The organism is Leptospira bandrabouensis, assembly GCF_004770905.1.
Classification (GTDB): Bacteria; Spirochaetota; Leptospiria; order Leptospirales; family Leptospiraceae; genus Leptospira_A; species Leptospira_A bandrabouensis.
In genome coordinates this window covers 232770-251494 of record NZ_RQHT01000015.1, presented here as the reverse complement: position 1 = coordinate 251494, position 18725 = coordinate 232770, and the positions used below count along the sequence as shown (strand labels likewise).

The 18725-nt window shown below is 38.9% G+C and carries 20 protein-coding genes; 13 read left to right on the top strand and 7 right to left on the bottom strand.

Annotation, left to right across the window (positions count from 1 at the left end; genetic code table 11):
• The first annotated feature begins 3 nt into the window (after positions 1-3).
• Genes EHR07_RS18745 through ychF form a run of 4 tightly spaced genes read left to right on the top strand, consistent with a single transcriptional unit; the run spans position 4 to position 3200 of the window.
• On the top strand, positions 4-879 hold the full coding sequence (locus EHR07_RS18745) for a DUF2797 domain-containing protein (RefSeq protein WP_135746557.1): 876 nt from the start codon (positions 4-6) through the stop codon (positions 877-879).
• Entirely contained in the window at positions 863-1552 is a 690-nt protein-coding gene (locus tag EHR07_RS18740; RefSeq protein ID WP_135746556.1) for an RluA family pseudouridine synthase, read from the top strand. The genes EHR07_RS18745 and EHR07_RS18740 overlap by 17 nt, the downstream gene beginning before the upstream one ends.
• 10 nt (positions 1553-1562) lie before the next feature.
• On the top strand, positions 1563-2054 hold the full coding sequence (locus EHR07_RS18735; protein WP_135746555.1) for a hypothetical protein: 492 nt from the start codon (positions 1563-1565) through the stop codon (positions 2052-2054).
• 48 nt (positions 2055-2102) lie between these two features.
• Positions 2103-3200, top strand: coding sequence for a redox-regulated ATPase YchF (gene ychF / locus EHR07_RS18730; protein ID WP_135746554.1), 1098 nt, complete (start codon positions 2103-2105; stop codon positions 3198-3200).
• A gap of 135 nt (positions 3201-3335) precedes the next feature.
• On the opposite strand, the gene EHR07_RS18725 is transcribed toward ychF, so the two are convergent.
• From EHR07_RS18725 to EHR07_RS18700, 6 genes are read right to left on the bottom strand one after another with little or no spacing between them, the layout of a single operon-like run.
• Complete coding sequence (locus EHR07_RS18725; RefSeq protein ID WP_135746553.1) at positions 3336-3872, bottom strand: hypothetical protein; 537 nt, start codon at positions 3870-3872, stop codon at positions 3336-3338.
• Between the two features lie 18 nt (positions 3873-3890).
• Positions 3891-4460 (bottom strand): RNA polymerase sigma factor, encoded by a 570-nt coding sequence (locus tag EHR07_RS18720; RefSeq protein WP_135746552.1) that lies wholly within the window; start codon positions 4458-4460, stop codon positions 3891-3893.
• Positions 4457-5485 (bottom strand): hypothetical protein, encoded by a 1029-nt coding sequence (locus EHR07_RS18715; RefSeq protein WP_238778050.1) that lies wholly within the window; start codon positions 5483-5485, stop codon positions 4457-4459. Before EHR07_RS18715 ends, EHR07_RS18720 begins: the two co-directional genes overlap by 4 nt.
• Complete coding sequence (locus EHR07_RS18710; RefSeq protein ID WP_135746551.1) at positions 5482-6825, bottom strand: CHAT domain-containing protein; 1344 nt, start codon at positions 6823-6825, stop codon at positions 5482-5484. Before EHR07_RS18710 ends, EHR07_RS18715 begins: the two co-directional genes overlap by 4 nt.
• 9 nt (positions 6826-6834) lie before the next feature.
• Entirely contained in the window at positions 6835-7965 is a 1131-nt protein-coding gene (locus tag EHR07_RS18705; RefSeq protein ID WP_135746550.1) for a cysteine desulfurase family protein, read from the bottom strand.
• The gene (locus EHR07_RS18700) at positions 7943-9199 is read right to left on the bottom strand and encodes a hypothetical protein (RefSeq protein ID WP_135746549.1); all 1257 of its coding nucleotides are present in this window, start codon (positions 9197-9199) and stop codon (positions 7943-7945) included. Before EHR07_RS18700 ends, EHR07_RS18705 begins: the two co-directional genes overlap by 23 nt.
• 38 nt (positions 9200-9237) lie before the next feature.
• On the opposite strand from EHR07_RS18700, the gene EHR07_RS18695 reads away from it, so the two are divergent.
• The 3 genes from EHR07_RS18695 to EHR07_RS18685 are packed head-to-tail and all read left to right on the top strand — an operon-like array spanning position 9238 to position 13191.
• The gene (locus EHR07_RS18695) at positions 9238-11238 is read left to right on the top strand and encodes a tetratricopeptide repeat protein (RefSeq protein WP_135746548.1); all 2001 of its coding nucleotides are present in this window, start codon (positions 9238-9240) and stop codon (positions 11236-11238) included.
• Positions 11235-12023: a hypothetical protein gene (locus EHR07_RS18690; RefSeq protein ID WP_135746547.1), complete on the top strand. Its 789-nt coding sequence runs from the start codon at positions 11235-11237 to the stop codon at positions 12021-12023. The genes EHR07_RS18695 and EHR07_RS18690 overlap by 4 nt, the downstream gene beginning before the upstream one ends.
• 19 nt (positions 12024-12042) lie before the next feature.
• Complete coding sequence (locus EHR07_RS18685; protein ID WP_135746546.1) at positions 12043-13191, top strand: CapA family protein; 1149 nt, start codon at positions 12043-12045, stop codon at positions 13189-13191.
• On the opposite strand, the gene EHR07_RS18680 is transcribed toward EHR07_RS18685, so the two are convergent.
• Positions 13146-13928, bottom strand: a complete 783-nt coding sequence (locus EHR07_RS18680; protein WP_135746545.1) for a hypothetical protein — start codon at positions 13926-13928, stop codon at positions 13146-13148. The two genes, EHR07_RS18685 and EHR07_RS18680, sit on opposite strands and share 46 nt — an antisense overlap.
• Before the next feature lie 92 nt (positions 13929-14020).
• Between EHR07_RS18680 and rpsF the strand changes: the two genes are divergently transcribed.
• From rpsF to aspS, 6 genes are all read left to right on the top strand, one after another.
• On the top strand, positions 14021-14296 hold the full coding sequence (gene rpsF / locus EHR07_RS18675) for a 30S ribosomal protein S6 (RefSeq protein WP_135746544.1): 276 nt from the start codon (positions 14021-14023) through the stop codon (positions 14294-14296).
• On the top strand, positions 14289-14729 hold the full coding sequence (locus EHR07_RS18670; RefSeq protein ID WP_135746543.1) for a single-stranded DNA-binding protein: 441 nt from the start codon (positions 14289-14291) through the stop codon (positions 14727-14729). Before rpsF ends, EHR07_RS18670 begins: the two co-directional genes overlap by 8 nt.
• A gap of 72 nt (positions 14730-14801) precedes the next feature.
• On the top strand, positions 14802-15086 hold the full coding sequence (rpsR, locus tag EHR07_RS18665) for a 30S ribosomal protein S18 (RefSeq protein ID WP_012389070.1): 285 nt from the start codon (positions 14802-14804) through the stop codon (positions 15084-15086).
• A 9-nt stretch (positions 15087-15095) separates the two neighbouring features.
• Positions 15096-15542, top strand: coding sequence for a 50S ribosomal protein L9 (gene rplI / locus EHR07_RS18660; RefSeq protein WP_135746542.1), 447 nt, complete (start codon positions 15096-15098; stop codon positions 15540-15542).
• A gap of 21 nt (positions 15543-15563) precedes the next feature.
• Complete coding sequence (gene dnaB, locus EHR07_RS18655; RefSeq protein ID WP_135746541.1) at positions 15564-16907, top strand: replicative DNA helicase; 1344 nt, start codon at positions 15564-15566, stop codon at positions 16905-16907.
• A 12-nt stretch (positions 16908-16919) separates the two neighbouring features.
• Positions 16920-18725 (top strand): aspartate--tRNA ligase, encoded by a 1806-nt coding sequence (gene aspS, locus EHR07_RS18650; RefSeq protein ID WP_135746540.1) that lies wholly within the window; start codon positions 16920-16922, stop codon positions 18723-18725.

Sequence of the window (18725 nt, the reverse complement as noted above, 5' to 3'; positions counted from 1 at the left end):
TCTATGCCAACCATCCAAGGTTATGTAAGAAAAATGTCGCACAAAGGTATTTCGCCTGTTTCTTATTTTTGGGAAACAGCTAATTACAATGAGGTGGACAAAAAAGATTTAACTGCTAAAGCCTCCACTTCGACAAGCTCAGTGGAGGCTTGGATTGGGAAAAAAATTACGTTATCGACGAATGATATAATTAGGTGTTTGCACTGTGGTAAAAAAACAAAGAAGTCATTTAGCCAAGGTTATTGTTTTACTTGTTTTACTACTTTAGCAGAAAACGATCTTTGTATTTTAAGGCCAGAAACCTGCCATTTTCATAAAGGAACATGCCGGGAACCCGAATGGGGAAAAACTAATTGTTTTAAAAAACATACGGTCTATTTTGCAAACTCCAGTGGATTAAAAGTGGGAATCACAAAAGAAAATCCTGTCTCCAATCGTTGGGTGGACCAGGGGGCAACCTATGGGCTTCCCATTTTAGAAGTGGAGTCAAGAAGAGATGCAGGAATATTAGAACATTTTTTGAGTCAGTATTTGCCCGATAAAACTACTTGGCAAAAGATGGTGGCGGGTGATCCACCTGACATAGATTTGGTGCGTGAGGCTAATAAATTTTTAAATCATTTAGAAAAAAATGAATTCAACTCACCAATGGATAGCAAAACAAAACTTGTTTGGAAAAGGTTGGATCTGAGTGGTGGAGTCACTACCATAAATTATCCTATTGAAACATATCCAGAAAAAATCAAATCCCTCAAACTCACAAAAGAAACTCCCATCACCGATACTCTTGTGGGGATCAAAGGGCAATATCTTTTATTTCGATCAGGTGTGATCAACATTCGCAGTCTCAGTGGTCTTTGGATTGAAGTCTCCACTTAGGCAGATCCGACTAAAAGGTGGGTTTACCACCAAGATTCTTTTTGAATGTGAGGAATTTTTAATCGCTGAAAAACCAGAAGGACTTCCTGTTCACGAAACCAAAGATCCAAATCGAAAAGACTTTACTCGACTTCTTGCAAGTTACTTACATTTACAAGACTTACGTACTGTAAACCGATTGGATTTGGGAACCAGTGGGATTGTCCTCCTTGGAAAAACGCAAACCAAAAATAAGGAAATTGATTCTCTATTAAAAGAGGCGGAGAAGGAATATATTTTTTTATGTAATGGAATTCCCGATTGGAAAGAGAAGAGGTTTGAATGTTTTATTCGAGATGGAAATAAAGAAGTACAAATTGTACGAAGTGGTGGGAAAAAAGCCATTACAGAATTTCGCATCTTAAGTCATTTCCCAGAGGAAGGATTGACTTTTGGAATGGCAAAAATTTTAACGGGAAGGCGTCACCAAATTCGCGTTATGCTTAAGGAGTTGGGTTTTCCTATCCTTGGAGATCCAGTTTATTCCGATTCCCAATCTGGAAAGAAGGAAACTAGGATGTATTTACATTCCTTTCGATTGTGCTTTACCGACTTGCAGGGAAAAAAACAGTGGGTGGAAACGGAGATCCCTTTGGAATTTTCCAATCGTGTGGGAAAAACACTCTCCCTATAAACTAAATAGAATGAAAAACGAATTATTTCATAGTTTTATCAAAGAACAAAAACTATACAGAATCTTTTCTCAGATCGCAAAGTATGTTTCCATAGTTTTTCTTATCATTTATTTATACTTATTGTTTAGCTCTAGTTATACGGCAAGTCCCCTCATTGTCGTCATCAATTACTTGGCCATTCTCACAAGTATTTCCGGGATTATCACTTTTAAATACTATGAAATTCCAAGTATCCTTTTGGCAGTATTTACAGAAGGAGAGTTGTCTCCCTTCTTTCAATTGAACTCGGAGGAAAGGCAATTCGTTTGGAGAAAGGCAGGCCGTGAGGATTTGTTACCACAAGATCCAACTCCCGATTATATTTCAAATCACCTGCATTTGTATGATCGTTATCCTTGGAAAAAAATTGGAAAAATTTATGCAGTCATTTACTTGGTTGTCATCCTTTCCTCCATTTTCTATTTAACTTCCGTATATATCGAGACCGGATTTCAAAACTAAGAAAGCAATTTTCCTTGTCTTACGGTCTCTGGATAAAATCCTATCCCTATGGCTTTGAATTGTGGAATTGTAGGTCTCCCGAACGTCGGTAAGTCGACTATTTTTAATGCTCTCACGAAGGCAGGGGCACAAGCTGCCAACTATCCGTTTTGTACGATTGAACCCAATACCGGTGTGGTAGAAGTTCCTGATGAAAGGCTAAATCGTTTGGCCGAAGTTTATAAACCAAAACGAACCGTTCCCACAATGATTGAGTTTGTGGACATTGCGGGCCTTGTGAAAGGGGCAAGCCAAGGGGAAGGACTTGGAAACCAGTTTTTATCTCATATCCGTGAAGTGGATGCCATCTGTCATGTGGTTCGTGCTTTTCAAGATGAAAATATAACGCATGTTCACGGGAAAGTTGATCCCATCGAAGATATCACAGTCATTAATTATGAATTGATCCTTGCCGATTTGGACAGTTTAGAAAAACAACAACAACGTGTGGCAAAAACTGCGAAAACGGGAAATAAAGAAGCTGCAGAGATTTTATCGGTGATGGATAAAATCCTAGATACTTTAAAAAAAGGAAACCGTGCATCAACAGTAGAACTCAGTGAGGAAGAAGGTAAAATTGCTAAAAAATTCAACCTCATCACCATAAAACCAGTATTATATGTTGCTAATATTTTAGATTCCGATGTAAAAACAAGTGAGAATCCCCTTGTCAAAACAATCGTCGATTTTGCTTCCAAAGAAGGGGCACCGGTGGTTGTGTTATGTGGCCGTTTTGAAGAAGAAATTTCTGGTTTAGAAAAAGAAGACCAAATTGCCTTTTTGGAAGAGATTGGCGAAAAAGAATCGGGTCTATCGAGAATGATTCGTGCCTCTTACAAACTTCTTGGATTAATTACTTTTTTTACAGCGGGTGTGGAGGAAGTCCGAGCTTGGACTACCCACCAAGGAAGCACAGGGCCCGTTGCTGCCAGTGTCATCCATTCTGATTTTGAAAAGGGTTATATCCGCGCAGAGGTCATGAGTTACGAAGATGTCGACAGAACGGGGGATGCAGCCAAGGTCAAAGAAGAGGGCAAACTCCGAGTGGAAGGAAAAGAATACATTGTCCAAGACGGGGATGTCATTTACTTCCGAGTGAACGCTTAAAAAAAATCCCGACTTTCGTCGGGATTCTGAAGTGTGAACTAGTTTGGAAAAGAAAGTAGGTTCCTAGAAGTAGGAACATTTCTCAGCTAATTAATGGCCTCACACTTCCTTTTTATTGCATCAGAATCAAAAAAATTACGATTGTAACATAAAATGATAACGGCCAATTTCTTTGCCAGACTCAAAAATTGCAAGTTCGGGGCTGGAATCTAAGGTAATCGGAGAATCAAACATGGACTGGGATCCCAGTTTGGGTAGGGTTTCCACCGGAGCACCATCTAAGAATAACTTGGCAGAGAGACGGTCGCAGTCGGATGCCTCAACCGAAAGGAAAACCTGGTTTTTTTCAGCACTGGGTTGGAAGATAAAGTCCAAATCCCGACCCCCCACTTGACGATGCACACGAAAGGCACCACCACTTGCGTTTCCTTCCCCACGGAAGGCAAGTTCCGGAGAAAAGAGGCTCATCTCCAATAGTTCACTGGATAGAACCTTGAGTTTGTCGTTTACGAATTGTAAACAGATTTGGATGGTAGGGCTCTCTTCCGGGAGAACCGTTTTTAAGATCCGGTCGACCGTTGGTGAGTCCGCCTCTTCCCCTTGGGACATGAGGTATAGAGCTTCTTTTAATTTGAGTCGGTTCATAAATTCGTTTGGATCTTTTGGTTCCATAGTATTTATTTCCCCCCGCTAAGGCTTTATTTCCTTTGTAAGGATTTTTTTTATCTTTTCTTTGGCTCGATTGGCCCGTGCGAGCACTGTCCCTAGGGGAACATCGAGGATTTCCGCGATTTCTTTGAATTTATATCCCTTCAAACGTAAAATGAGAATTTCTTTATGGATCTCATCCAAAGCCTCGATGAGATCATAAAACTCTTGTTTTTCCTCAAAGGCAAAATAGACATCTTCTTGGCTTTGTCTTTCATCTAAAATGTCTATACTCATATCCAAAGAAATTCCTTCCCGATACTCATACCGACGAATGGATCTTGTCTGAGACATACTTATATTTTTAGAAATTTCACTTAAATAGATAATAAATGCGGGGAGACTGTCTCCTTTGAACTTTCTAAGCAGATGGTAGTCGTTTTCTGTGAGTTTTAAATAAACTTGCTGTGAAGTATCGGTGACTTCTTCTCTGGGAACATAGTGTGCACAAGTACCAATGATGAGCCTGTGAAACTTATGGATCAACTCTTGCCAAGCGGTACGGTTTCCAAGCAGGCAATTGTCGATTAACTTCCGAATGTCTTCACTCATAAATCTTTTAAGGATTGGACGGAATTTTTACAAGAAGTTAGGACATTTTCCATTCTTTTTTGGAAATGATGGGAACGAAATAAAGTTTGGCGAATGAACCGAACGCGAGTTTGGTTTGATTTTGAGAAATTAAGTTGGTTTTTTGTAGTAAAACGTCCATAATCGTTAAAAAAACCAAAAAAACCGAGTAGGCGAATTTTCTCATGGTTCACTGGGATTTCTTCCAAACAAACTTGAAATTCTTTTAACAACGGTTTGTTTTCTTGTGAAAAATCAGAATCTAACTGCCATTCTTCGACTAACGATAAAAAGAATTTTTTTGCTTCAGAATTTTCTTCCTTTAAACTGGAAACCGCCCAGGGGTTTTGTTTTGAATAATAAAATAATTGGTAAGAACTTTTGTTCTGTTGTTTCATATCTTGCAAAAGTCTTAGAATTAATGTTTTCCTTCTAGATTCAGGCATTTCGGAATACAAAACTCGATTGATGGCTAACGTGTATTCTTTCTCCTTTCCAAGTAGTAGTACTTCTTGTGCTTTGTATAAATTGGAGAATATATAAACTGTTTTTTCCCATTCCTTTTGTAATTCTGCGACAAGGGGAATTAAATCTGGGTTTGTGATTTCCGATTCTAAGATTTCCAGTTTCGGTAATACAATGAGATCAAAAATCTTTTTTTTGGTTTGTTTCTCTAATTGAAATAACTCTTCTTTATTGAATTCAGTACAGTGTTTAACGGTAAGGATGGCATCGTAAAAAGATATATATCGCAATATTTCGGTTAAATCTTTGATTTCTGATTGAGAACAAAGTTTCCAGTAGTACAAAAAATCTTCTTCTTCTTGGATCGTTTCTGTTTTAATTATATCTCTAGTTTGAATTCCGTAAGCTTGGCTGATTAGGTTTTGGTTGGAATCAAAAGCACTCCAAACTTCATCAAAGGATTTGGATTTAGGGAACCATTCTGCGAGTAGGGGAAAGGTCACCACTAAAAGTAGAATTAAAAACTTATTGAATCGTTTCAATATCCACTCCTAGTTTTGAATTCGTAATACATTTTTTCTTCTGAAATGTTTTTGGATAAGATGGATTCGATGAGTTCCTTTTTTTGTGAATCATCCAAAAATTCATGTTCGGTTTTTAAAAACTGTTGAGTCATCTTACGAAATTCTGGATTCTTTATGCGAGAAATTTGAAGAGAAACATCGTCTTTCGGGGAGTTAGTTTCTTTTTTCTTCTTTTTGGATTCAAACCTAGGGAGGGGAGAATCCTCCATACTCTCTAGCTTGATAGGTTCATTCTTTTCACCTAAAAAGACAATGAAAAAAAATAAAGCCGCAAGTACAGAGATTACACCTAATATCTGTCTGAATTTAGGTTTTTGTGTATTTGTTGAAAAATGAACTAAACTAATTGCTGTGATAATTTCATTAGAAGAACCATTATATAATGATTTTCTAATTTTTGCCAAAGATTTACGAGAGTTTTTGTTTTTTAAGTAAGTATCCCAAAATTTGATCCCAATTTCTTTAGCTAAGTTTGTTTCGACAGGAAATAAAAAGCCGATTACCTCTTTTACTCCTGCTTTTAAAAATCCTGTTGTAATACCTGAATGTTCAATGGAGTCAAAAGAGGAATGGCAGCTATTGAAAAAAACAAGGTCTAAATTAGTGAAAGAATGTTCTGCAATTTCATTCGCATAAAAAAAGTCACTTGGGCCGATCGGGATTCCATTTTTTTCCGTATGACCTGCATAGTGCAAATACTTTGCAGAACTAATTTCTTCTATAAGTCTTACTCTCGTTAAATGGTTTTCGGTTAGAATTCTTAAGTTTAGTTTTTTTTCAAAGATAGGAAATAGGGTATTACATTCTGCTTTGACCGTTGCAACCAAGTTAGGTTTTACTGGGTTACAGACAAGTAATGCAGTATTTGTTTTTTGTTTGTGGTCTTTTTGAATGGTATCGATTCTGATCCCTCTGCTGTATTCTAAATCTTGGAATAAAAATCCTTTATGTGTGCGAAGGATTTCCCAAGGAATCGGAGAAAATTCGGGATCTATCAAAAGTTGAATGGAATCCAAAAATCCTGGTTTACGCCAAAAGGGGAGAGTTTTCCCAAATACAATTTGTTCTAGGTTATCTGATTTTTTTCCCAGTTTTTCTAAAAACTCTTCTTGGTTCGGTTTCTGTGATAAAACTCTTTCTACAAAAAGGGCCCAGTCCGTTAGAAACTCATTAAGGTGTTTTCCAGAGAATTTTGTAGTTTTTTCGACATTGCCAAAGTAATCTTGTTTTTCTTCCCAAATACATTCACCATCAGTAAAATTCTCTCTAGAAAATTTGGCTATAATTCTAAGTTTCATTGTTTTTGGTTATTGGAACTTGTGGATTAAATCTTCCATGTTTGAGAGTAATGTTTTTACATCCTCTTCTGTTGTGAAATAACCTGTAGAGATGCGGATACAACTTAGGGCTTCTTCGTCCGAATATCCCATGTGTAATAGTGACTTAGAGGCTTCTCTGGCTCGGGACTTACAAGAACTACCTGTGGAAACTAAAATACCTTTTTCTTCCATCCCGAGTAGAAAAAAGTCTACTGCCTGAATGGGAAGAATGAGAAAGGTTGTGTTCGGAAGCCTTGGAGACAGTTTTGCAATGATTTTGCAACCTAAAGATTCTAACTTTTCCTCGATGAGAGATTGAAATGCACTAAGTCTTTTGTTCTTTTTTTCCAAATCTTTCATTTGGATTTCAGCCACTTGTTTGAAACATTCTATGGCAAAAATATTTTCCGTGCCGGCTCTATGGTTATTTTCTTGGTTTCCGCCACCAAACAGGTGAAAGCTGGGGTCTGATTTGGGAAGGTAAGTGAGAGCGGCTCCCATTCCACCTCCAATTTTGTGACCGGAAAATGTATACCCGTCAAAAACGGAAAAAGGGACATCGGTTTTACAGAAACCTTGCATTAAATCACTATAAAATAGCTGGTCGTATTTTTTTGTTAATTTTGAAATCTCTTCTGCAGGTTGGATGACACCAGTTTCATTTCCCGCATAAAGGCAAACCACAGGTCTCGGATTTTCCTTTAGTTTCTTTTCTAAATCCTGTAAATCGATGATTCCCGAATGGTCAGTATGGATGAGATCTGACGTAAATCCGTAAGATTCTAAAGCGGCATACATACTAGAATGTTCCAATGGAGAAACAATGACTGAATCTAAGTTTGGGTAGAGTGCACGTAAACTTTGGATGAGTAGGTAATTTGCCTCTGTTCCTGTTGCAGAAAAAACAAATTGTTTTTCTTGGCCATTAGTAAGATTGGCAAAAAACTTTCGTGTTTGTTCGATTTTTCCTTGGTTTTTTAAGGAAAATCGAGTGATACCAGAGGGATTATAAAATCCAGAAAGATAATCTGCCAAACAAGTTTCCAAAATTTCTGCAATTGGAGGGTGTGTGGCATTGTAATCAAAATACTTTATTTCATTCGTTAAAGGGGATTTCATCTGCTTCTTCGTAGCGACCCAGTTTGCGAAGAACGGATCTAGTTAAATTATGATACGATTTTAGAATATCGTCTTTTTTGCCACCTACGCTTCGTTCATCGACATTACGAAGTTTTGGTTTTAAGGAATCTAGAATCTTTAAACTTTTTGAGTTTTCTTTAAGTTTGTGATATGAATCTGCTTCCTTCATTTTTGATTCAAATTCATGAACAAGAAGTGCAGGTAAATTGATATCTTCGATTTCCGATGCCAGTTGGATATTGGAGGCTTCTTTAAATTCTGTGGCCGCACGTTTGTAGTAAGTATCTTCTTCCTGACCCAGTTGGAAAAATAATTCTCCTCTTCTGAATTTAAACTTTAGATACTCTCTTTCATCGGCTCCCACAAAATATAGAATCCTTTCATAAATATCATCCATCTCTCTTGGAGAAAAGTTTTTCATCCCAGTAAGTAAAATTTGTCTGAGAAGGGATTCCAAATAGTCGTTAGCTGATACTTCCGAAAAGTCACTTCGTTTGATGGAAGATAAAACGACACTGCGTTTTTGGACAGCGCTTAGGCCACTCGGAACCTTTTCTAAGTCAGTAAGTTTTTTTAGAACAAAGTTTTCTGTTTCCAGCATATGGGTTTTATAACCGAGTAGGATCTCACTTGGCCTACAACTTGCCCAAGCAACCGATTCAATTTTTTTGGGAGCTAACAGTTCTGGGCCAGAGAAACGTAACGCGCGTTTGTAGTAGTCAAGTGCCGTTAAAACGGCTTCAATATGAGAATTCCAATAATCTTTAGGATTGGGACCGAGGGTGAGTTCTCCTTGAGGTGCCATTCTAAGGAAAAGAGGGGATCCCCATTCTTTGGCTTTTTCACGCCAAGTCAGTTCTAAAAAATGATCCTCCACATGTTCCTTACTACGAAAGTACAAACATGCCTTTTCCATGAGAGCCAAATCCAAAGGCAAAATACTACCTTTGGTATTTTCTTCGGAACTGAAAAATTGGTTTATGGTTTGGAGGATATCTGTTCCACCATCTTTACGTCCCTCAAGGACAGCATCCCCTTTGGCTATGAGTTGGTGTGCAATTCGGGGATTGGGATAACCAAAAAACGAATTGTAGGCGAGTGTGAATTTGGCAAGGATTGTGTCCTTGTTTCTCAGAATCCATGGGAAAGTGATTGCCCACACGATGAGAACGGCCAGGATGTATTTTAAATTTTCTCGGAAGATTTGGTTCAAGGATTGTCCCTGTTCCCGATCTTTGCCGGAATCTACTGATGTTTCAAGCAATTAAAACTCCAAACCGTCCCTTCCTCTTTGTTTTCTTTTGTTTTCTTTCGCTTTCTCTCTTTGCGGTAGAACCTGGGACACGAACGAAAGTATGTTCTCTGTTAGAACCGGGTGTCCCGGCTGATTATTTCCTTTCTCGAGCCTTTCGAGAACAAGTGGACGGATTTCAATCGGCCCAAAGGCGAAAAGCCGAGGATTCCAAACTTTCTTTTGAGCGCTCTGTGGGTTTTTTAGATTCTTACCACAGTTGCCTAAAGGAAGTGGGAAAGGAACCAAGTGCCCTCAGTGCGGAAACCCAAAGTTTAAACTACTTAGAACTGGGAAATTTGGAAAAGGCTTGGGAATGGTCGGAGCTGGCAACGGGTAAATCCCCGGAAGTTACCAAAGACTTGGTTCTTTTACAAACAAGGATCCGCATCCGTCAGGGAGAGTTGGCAAAAGCTTCCGAGGTTTTGGAATCTTCTCTCCATTTGTTTCCCAATGATCCAGACTTTTTATACTTACTTGGTAATATTAATTTTGAAAGAAAAAACTGGAATCAGTCCATTTTGTATTATACGGCTCTTTCCTTTGTGATTGAGAGAAGGGATACACATTCCAAATACAAATTCCTAACCGCAAAAGCACTAGGTGAACTCAATTATAAACTCGATTACCCAAAGATATCCATCAAACGGTATAACGAATACACGAACGCCTATAAAAATGATATGGAAGTTCTATTTCGTTTGGCTCAAATATATTTTGTGTTAGGTGATTTTAAACATTGCCGAATGTATTTGGAACAAATCCGAGAAAAAAATCCTCGTGATATTGATGCATCCCATATGCTTGCAGAAATTTATTTTATGGATTCGCGTGATACTGCTCCAATTTATTTTGCAACTTTAAAAAAAGAGAAAAAAATTCCTAAAGATGGAATCATCTTTTATCTCTATCAACTCATTTCTGGTTCGAATGAAGGCTTAGAAACCAAATTAAAAACCTATATCCAAGAAAATCCAGGAAGACTTTCTCCTCGAATCGCACTTTTGGAACTTGCAGAAAAGGAAAAAAATCCCGATTACCAAACTCTCAATGCAGAAACGGCTCAGTATGCTTATGAGTATAGGCAGTATTATACGGCAGAAAAAATTCTACGTAAGGGACTATCAGAAATTAACTTAAAAGAAAATTCTGACGAAGAAAAAACTTTGTTTTATGAGAAAATTTCTTCCTGCCAAGAAATGTTGGGACAATGGAATCATGCAGTGATGTCCACAAAAGAAGCATTACGATTAACAAAGGAAACGGAGAAAACTTTTCGTTTGCGTTTTCGTTTAGCTTATCTTTATCTCCAAGGCAATTTAAAAAAAGAATCTCTTTCTGTTTCGGTTTTATCGGAAACATTAAAAGAAAATCCAACACCAACTCATTATTATCTGAGAGGACTTGCGTATTTCCAGTTGGAAAAATACAAAGAAAGTGTAAAAGATTTTTCAGAAGCCATCAAACTAGATTCTAAAAATTACAACTATTATTTTTATCGTGCCACAGCATTTGATAAATTAAAACAATTTAGCGATACAGAATCCGACTTAAAAACCACAATTGCTTTAAATCCGAATGCATCCAATGCTATGAATTATCTTGGATATTTGTATGCTGAAAAAGATATGAACCCAGAGGAAGCAAACCAACTTCTAAACCAAGCTGTTTCTTTGGAACCAGATAACCCAGCTTACCAAGACAGTTTGGGTTGGGTGATGTACAGAAAAAAAGATTTTAATCGTGCCTTACTTCATTTAAACTTTGCCACTTCTTTGGCTTTGGAAAGAGGATTTGAAGATCCAGTAATTTATGAACATTTAGGTGATGTGTATTTGGCAAAAAAAGATCCTGTGAATGCTTTGCAGTTTTATAAATTGTCAGAATCAAAAAGAAAGGTAGATCCAAATAAAGACCTCACAGCAAAAATTAAAAAAGTGCAAAAGGAAATTTCAGAATGAAAGGAAATACCATCCTTCTTAGTGTTTTATTTTTTATCTTTTCTTGTCAGTCGGCGGAAGTGGAAGATCCCAATTTTATTGGTCGAGACAAAGAAAAATACATATCTGCAAAAGAAAAAGATTCGAAAACTTTACTCAAAGAAATCTTAGAAAAACAAACTGATTTTTCTGGTTTTAAATCTGATTTTAGTATGCAAATCCAAACCTTTGTTCCTAAAAAAGACAATCTCCACTTAGACGGAAAAGTGTTTTTTTCGAAAGACACAAAACAAATAAAAATCCAGTTGATGGATAGTTTTTTTGGAATGATTTTTACTGAACTTATTGCGGATCCAAATCAAATTCAAATTAAACCCACAAATACAAAAGAAGTCCAAACTTTACCGATGGGGGACATTCTCATCCAAGACCCAAATACTGGTAAAAAGTTTGCAGTGCCTTTTCCTGTCATTTATGAATACCTCACTGGATCTTATATTACCGAAATCCAAAATCCAAAAGCAAAATTCAATACAAAGGACGCTCGTATCATTCTTTCCAAACCAGATGGTGAATACGAATATTTTTTTAAAGATGGAAACTTGGATCGTTTGGAACTTTCTAGCGCCAAACGTGGGTTAAAAGCCATTGCCATTGTAAAAACCAAGCCGGAACAAATCCATCCTCCAAAAGAAATTACCACCAAGGTCATTAGTTTAGATACAGAAAAGGAAAATGTTCTGATTCTTATCAAACTAAAAAAATCACAGATGACGGAACCTCAGGCAAATACGTTTCGTTTTTAGGTCAAACTTTAGTTTCTAAATGAATCGATTTCGAATTGGTCATTCCATAGTTTTTGTTTTGCCATTTTTATTATTTGCGGCAGACTTTCCCGAATCGGTTGAGCCAAAACTGGATTTACCCATTCAAAGCCTTTACCATTTTCGAACAGAAACAGGAGAAACCATCCAATATCCAAAATCCACTAAACTATGGTTTGGTGGAGATGTGATGTTCAATTGGGGAGTTAGGGATTCTATGCGAAGTGAGGATCCATACTTTCCGTTTCGCAGTTTTTCTAGTTATTTGAAAAACTTTGATTTTCGTTTTCTTAATTTAGAAACTCCTATCTTACATAAAACTCCCACTGCAGACCAAAGAAAGTCTTATGTATTTTTTGGTGAAAAGAGAGACTTAAACGTTTTACGCCATTTGGGGATAGATGGGGTGTTTCTTGGAAATAACCACACAATGGACTTCGGAGAAAACGGGCTGTTTGACACCTTGGAGTTGTTAGATGAATTTGGTATCCGTCATACAGGAGCTGGGAAAAATACCGATGAGGCTTTGGTTCCGATCACAGTCTCCAAACAAAATACGGAGTATCGGATTTTTTCTTTTTCGGATACGGGAGAAACGAGGTTGTTTTCGGGAACCAAATCTCCTGGGGCAGCCTACTTCCGAGTGGGGACAGCGGAGAGACTCATTAAAAAAACAAAACCAAACCAAGTAAACATTCTCTCCGTTCATTGGGGTGTGGAATATAATCCCTTGCCAATGGATACAGAAAGAAATGCCGCCAAATATTTGGTAGGTGCTGGTTATCAAGTAATTCTTGGTCACCACCCTCATGTTCCCCAAGGAATCGAGGTATTTCCGAAAGGGGTTGTTGTTTATTCGCTCGGAAACTTTTTTTTTGGATCAAAAAACCAGTATTTAAAACACAATATCTCTGTGGTTTTGCATTTTGATGGCGACAAACTTTTGTTTCTGGAAGTGGTTCCTGTTTTTGGAAAACACCAAACTCTGCCGGGAGATCATTATTTTTTTCCTTTGGGGCCCAAGGAGGCAGAAAGTTTTTTAAAAGAATATGCGATCCTTTGTAAACAACTCGGAACTGATCTTGTGATTTCTGGGGGTAGGGGTTATGTTTTTTTGGACAAGGAACTAAAAGCCAAACTAAAACCGTAGTGAAACCAACTGCAAGTAAGTCCCAGTGCAAAAAATGGAAAACTGAGTTCTAACAAATTGGTTTTGTAAATCGAAAACAACTGCAAAAAAAATCCTGTAAAAAAAAGAACGGATGCTGTCCTTAAAATCCAACCCTTTTCGTATAACCAAAAGTAGACGGAAACAATGGCCACATAACCAAATAAACAAAACCATTTGAGTTGGGATGTGGGTTTAAGGTATTCCAGAGAAGGTGCCATTTCTTCCGCTGTTTTTGCATCCAGAACATTTAGGATTAAAATGTTTTCGATTAAGTCCGCAAAACCCGCAATCACAAGGAGTAAAACCATTCCCATAAAAATCTTTAGGAAGATTGGTCTCACCTTTCTTCCCGCATAATGACCTGTATAGGTAAGGAAAGCCAAATAACAGAAGATAAATCCGAAGTCAAAATAGTGAACCTTTCTGTATTCCGCAGATAAATGAAAAAAATCAATGGTGTCTGGGATTCCCACTAGGTCTTGGACTTGTTTGGGGGTTTCTGCCATTTCCAGGCCGAGGAGGGTGGATTCAAATCCTGAGTGGTTGTCGAGGGCAGGTTCTTTGGGGGTGATATGGTTTAGAAACCCAGCATACAGTGCTAAAAAGAGACCCAGGCCCAGGCCCCAGACTTCTGGAAAATTTGATTTTTCACCCATAAAAACGTTAGAAATTCCATAGAAATGGAAGGGTTTGGGAACTCCAAGAAGAAATTCCATTGACCCAAGGCCCCATTGGCAAAACCCTTGTGGAAACTAACAAATTCTTCTACCTACAAGTGTTTCTATGTAGGTATACCCATAGGAGAAATATGAGAAACTACGAAATCACGAATATTCTTCGTGAAGGTAATGTAGAAGAGACTAAGTCTGCAGTTAAAGACTTACTCTCCAAATACAACTTCACGATCCAAGGCGAAGAGGATTGGGGTTCTAAAAGACTCTGGCATCCGGTTGGACAAGACGAACAAGGTCACTTCACACTTATCAAGTGTTCCGGCGCTCCATCTGAAGTAGCAAAGATAGAACATGAGTTTAAACTCAATGGAAATATCTTAAAATCCCTAGTAATCAGGGCCAATGGCTAACGATCTAAACAAGGTACTTATAATCGGTCGAATGACCCGTGATCCGGAATTTAAATCGGTGAACGGAAGTTCTGTTGTCAATTTTTCAATTGCGAATAACAGAGTTTATGTGACTAACGGCGAAAAAAAAGAGGAAACTCATTATTTCGACTGTGTCGCATGGGGCCGACTTGCTGACATTTTAAAACAATATGCTGGCAAAGGAAAACAAGTAGCGATTGAAGGTCGACTGCAACAACAGTCCTGGGAAACTCCTGAAGGCAAAAAAGCTTCTAAAATCCGCGTTTATGTCGAGACCGCACAACTATTAGGCGGCCAAGGACAGGGTGGTGGATCAGGTGGTGACCGTTCTGACAGTTCCAATTCTTATGATTCCGGCGTAAGTAGTGGTTATGATGATTATCCTGCCGGTGATGACGACATTCCTTTTTGATAGGTTATGACAATGAGCGAAACGACAAATATTGATGATACAAGAGTAGATTCCCGCGAGAGTATGGACGGGATGGAAGACGACGAAAAAGGCGGTTTCCGTGGTAAAGACGGAGAAGGCAAATTCGGTCGTAAAAACGCAAAATATAAAAAGAAAGTATGTAAGTTCTGTGCTGACAAAGCCTTACTTGCAGGTCTTGATTACAAACGAGTAGACATCTTAGAAAGATTTGTTACCAACCGTGGTAAAATCATTCCAAGAAGAATCACTGGAACTTGTGGCAAACACCAAAGAGCCCTTGCTCGTGAAATCAGAAAATCCAGATCTATCGGTTTATTACCGTTTAAAGTTCTGTAGGAGTAACGGATGAAAGTTGTATTACAAAAAGACGTATTAAATCTTGGTGATGCTGGTGATGTAAAAGAAGTTGCTGATGGTTATGCACGTAACTTCCTCATTCCTAGAAGATTTGCTGTCCGTGCGAATGATGGAAACACAAAAGCTGCTCTCCACCAAAAGAGACTTGCAGAACTGAAACGTGACAAACGCGTAAAAGTGATGAAAGAACTCTCTGCTTCGATTGATGGTAAAACATACGAAGTAAAAGTGAAAGTGGGCGAAAACGACAAACTTTTTGGTTCTGTAACAGCGAACGACATTGCACTTGCAATTAAAAACACTGGAGTAGAACTCGACAAACGTAAGTTAGATTTAGGTGAGCCAATTAAATCAGTTGGCGAATTCAAAATCAAAGTTCGTTTGGCTGAAGGTGTTGTACCTCAAATCGTAGTTAAAGTCGTCGGCCAAGCATAGTCTTACACTAAAGCTTTTTCGATGAATTCTAACCCCCTTCAGGAGATAGAGTCTGAGAAGAATTTAATCGGTTACCTACTCATGAGAGGGGTAGCCGGGCAGGAAGACTTAGGTCTAAGCCCGGACGACTTCTATATGGACACACACAGGCGTGTCTTTGAAGCCGTCACAGATCTCATCAATGAAGGGATCAATATTGACCTAGTTACGGTCACAAACCAAATGCGGGAAAAACGTCTTTTTAAAGACGAATCTCGCGACTTGGAATACATCACTTCTCTTTACAAAGATACTGTTCCTTTCCAACCACTAGAATACTATGTGCGGCGTGTGAAACGTGTTTCGGACAGACGTAAGTATGTCGAAGCACTGAATCAAGCCATTGACAAAGTTAAAATTGAACCTGGTGAAAACGATTCTGTATTCAGTCTCGTAGAACAGTCGCTCATGGATATTTCTCGCCAAGAGAGATCCAAAGGTTTACGAAAAGTAAAAGATGATGCCAATGCACTCATTGATTACATTAAAAATGTAGTTGCTGCCAGCCAAAACGGAACGGGTGGAATCAATGGATTAAAAACCCATTTTACGGGCCTTGATATGGCAACCACAGGTCTTAAGTCACACGAACTTATGATCCTTGCGGCCCGTCCCGGAAATGGAAAAACTACGTTTGCTTTGAATATCGCTGCCAATGCTGCTTTGAAAGAACGCAAAACGGTTGTTATTTTTTCCCTTGAGATGAGCCGGATCGAACTCCTACTCAAACTCATCAGTGCCGATGCTAGGATTGATTCCTATGCCTTAAAAGCAGGAACTCTGACTTCAGCACAAATGACACAATTAAAAGACAGTATTGGGAATATCACTTCGGCTAGTCTTTACATTGATGACTCAGGGTATTTGACGATCCAAGAGTTTTCGGCAAGACTCCGCCAACTTCGTACCACAGAAGAAGTGGGTCTTGTGATTGTGGATTACTTGCAGCTCATGAGTGATCCCAAAGCCGCTATGGGTGGAAGGCAACAAGAGGTTGCTAATATTTCCCGGGGACTCAAACAAATGGCAAGGGAAGTGGGTTGTCCTATCATCGCTTTATCGCAGATGAACCGTTCCATTGAAAATCGCTCCAAAGACCAAAGGCCGCAACTTTCCGACTTACGGGAGTCAGGTGCCATTGAGCAGGATGCGGACATTGTATGTTTTATATATCGGGAAGAAATGGTGAAACCTCCCGAAGAGCTTGACCCAAACAAAAGGGGAATGGCTGAAATCATTATCGCCAAAAACAGAGCGGGTGCTACGGCCGATTTTCCATTGATGTTCAATCCGAAAATCAGCCGTTTCGACAACGTTCCATTATAAAGAGGTTTTCCATTGAATCAGTGGGTCAGTTCCGAATACAAAAATAGAATTAGCGCAACAAGTGTCTCCGAGGCCTCTGTTGGTAAAACTTTATTCCTTTCCGGTTGGGCATTTCGTTACCGCGACCAAGGGGGAGTGATCTTTATCGATCTTCGTGATCGTTCGGGAATTTTACAAATCGTAGCACGTAAAGAAATCCTTGGAGATGACTTTTCTAAAGTAGAAAAAATTCGTTCTGAGTTTGTGATTGCAGTCAAAGGAAAACTTTCCCTTCGCGATGCTGAATCGGTAAATCCAAAGATGGAAACCGGTAAATACGAACTGATCGCAGAATCAGTAGAAATTTTAAATACTTCTAAAACGCCTCCGTTTACATTGGATGAGTTTGATCCTTCGGGTGAAGAGATTCGTTTGAAGTATCGTTATCTCGATATGCGCCGTGAAGAACTTCGGGATCGATTGATATTACGCCACAAACTAACCTTTGCTTTGCGTGAGTATTTGGATAGTAAATCCTTTTTAGAAATTGAAACTCCGATTTTAAATAAATCCACACCGGAAGGAGCACGTGATTTCCTTGTTCCTTCTCGTTTGAATGCCGGAGAGTTTTATGCTCTCCCGCAGTCCCCACAACTTTTCAAACAAATCCTTATGATTGGGGGAATGGAACGGTATTTCCAAATCGTAAAATGTTTTCGAGATGAAGACTTACGTGCAGACAGACAACCGGAATTCACGCAGCTCGATATGGAGTTTTCTTTTGTCACAGAAGAAGACATCCGTTCTGAAATTGAAGCTATGTGGGCTTTCGCTCTAAAAAAAGTGTTTCAATTAGAAGTGAATGCACCTTTTGCAACCATGCCGTATCATGTGGCGATGGAAGAATATGGTTCGGACAAACCAGACATTCGATTTGGAATGAAACTAGTCAATGTATCCGAGATTGTCAAAGACTCAGACTTCCAAGTGTTTAGTGCTGCTGTCTCCGGTGGTGGGGTGGTCAAAGCCATCTGTGTTCCGGGTGGGTCTGTGATTTCTAGAAAAGAAATTGAAGACTTAACTTCTTGGTTGTCACGCGACTTCCGAGCTAAAGGTCTTGCGTATATGAAACACGGTGCCAATGGCCTTGAATCTACCATCACCAAACGATTCACACCAGAAGCTCTCGCTGCCATTGCCAAAGCAGTTGGATCCAAAGAAGGGGATATGGTATTTTTTGGGGCCGACTCCTCTAAAATTGTAAATGCTTCCCTTGGTGCCCTTCGATTGAAATTATCGGAAAAATATGATCCACCTAAGGTTCCTTATAGTTTCCATTGGGTAGTGGACTTTCCTATGTTTGAACTGGATGAAACCACAAAAACATGGACCTTTCTCCACCATCCATTCACGTCTCCCAAAGAAGAAGACTTTCAGAAACTAAGAGATTGGAAGGCTGGGAAAGAAGTTGACCTTTCTTCGATTGGTGCTAAAGCTTATGATCTAGTTCTGAATGGTACAGAAATTGGAGGTGGTTCCATCCGGATCCACAACCCAGAAATCCAAAGTCTTGTTTTGGAAGCCATTGGAATTGGGGAGGAAGATGCAAAATCTAAATTTGGATTTTTACTCGATGCTTTATCGTTTGGGGCTCCTCCACATGGGGGGATTGCCTTTGGAGTGGATCGGATTATGATGTTACTCACGGGGGGAACTTCCATTCGTGATGTCATTGCCTTCCCAAAAACGCAGAAAGGCACTTGCATGATGAGTGAAGCACCAGGTCCTGTGGAAGCAAAACAACTAGAAGAATTAAAACTCAGGGTAGTCACTATCTAA

Coding starts and splice junctions, on each gene's coding strand:
- rplI (WP_135746542.1), top strand. CDS start 15,096: ATGAAAGTTGTATTACAAAAAGACGTATTAAATCTTGGTGATGCTGGT.
- EHR07_RS18735 (WP_135746555.1), top strand. CDS start 1,563: ATGAAAAACGAATTATTTCATAGTTTTATCAAAGAACAAAAACTATAC.
- rpsR (WP_012389070.1), top strand. CDS start 14,802: ATGGAAGACGACGAAAAAGGCGGTTTCCGTGGTAAAGACGGAGAAGGC.
- EHR07_RS18695 (WP_135746548.1), top strand. CDS start 9,238: ATGTTTCAAGCAATTAAAACTCCAAACCGTCCCTTCCTCTTTGTTTTC.
- EHR07_RS18680 (WP_135746545.1), bottom strand. CDS start 13,928: ATGGAATTTCTTCTTGGAGTTCCCAAACCCTTCCATTTCTATGGAATT.
- EHR07_RS18690 (WP_135746547.1), top strand. CDS start 11,235: ATGAAAGGAAATACCATCCTTCTTAGTGTTTTATTTTTTATCTTTTCT.
- EHR07_RS18725 (WP_135746553.1), bottom strand. CDS start 3,872: ATGGAACCAAAAGATCCAAACGAATTTATGAACCGACTCAAATTAAAA.
- EHR07_RS18685 (WP_135746546.1), top strand. CDS start 12,043: ATGAATCGATTTCGAATTGGTCATTCCATAGTTTTTGTTTTGCCATTT.
- EHR07_RS18705 (WP_135746550.1), bottom strand. CDS start 7,965: ATGAAATCCCCTTTAACGAATGAAATAAAGTATTTTGATTACAATGCC.
- ychF (WP_135746554.1), top strand. CDS start 2,103: ATGGCTTTGAATTGTGGAATTGTAGGTCTCCCGAACGTCGGTAAGTCG.
- EHR07_RS18720 (WP_135746552.1), bottom strand. CDS start 4,460: ATGAGTGAAGACATTCGGAAGTTAATCGACAATTGCCTGCTTGGAAAC.
- EHR07_RS18710 (WP_135746551.1), bottom strand. CDS start 6,825: ATGAAACTTAGAATTATAGCCAAATTTTCTAGAGAGAATTTTACTGAT.
- EHR07_RS18745 (WP_135746557.1), top strand. CDS start 4: ATGCCAACCATCCAAGGTTATGTAAGAAAAATGTCGCACAAAGGTATT.
- EHR07_RS18670 (WP_135746543.1), top strand. CDS start 14,289: ATGGCTAACGATCTAAACAAGGTACTTATAATCGGTCGAATGACCCGT.
- rpsF (WP_135746544.1), top strand. CDS start 14,021: ATGAGAAACTACGAAATCACGAATATTCTTCGTGAAGGTAATGTAGAA.
- dnaB (WP_135746541.1), top strand. CDS start 15,564: ATGAATTCTAACCCCCTTCAGGAGATAGAGTCTGAGAAGAATTTAATC.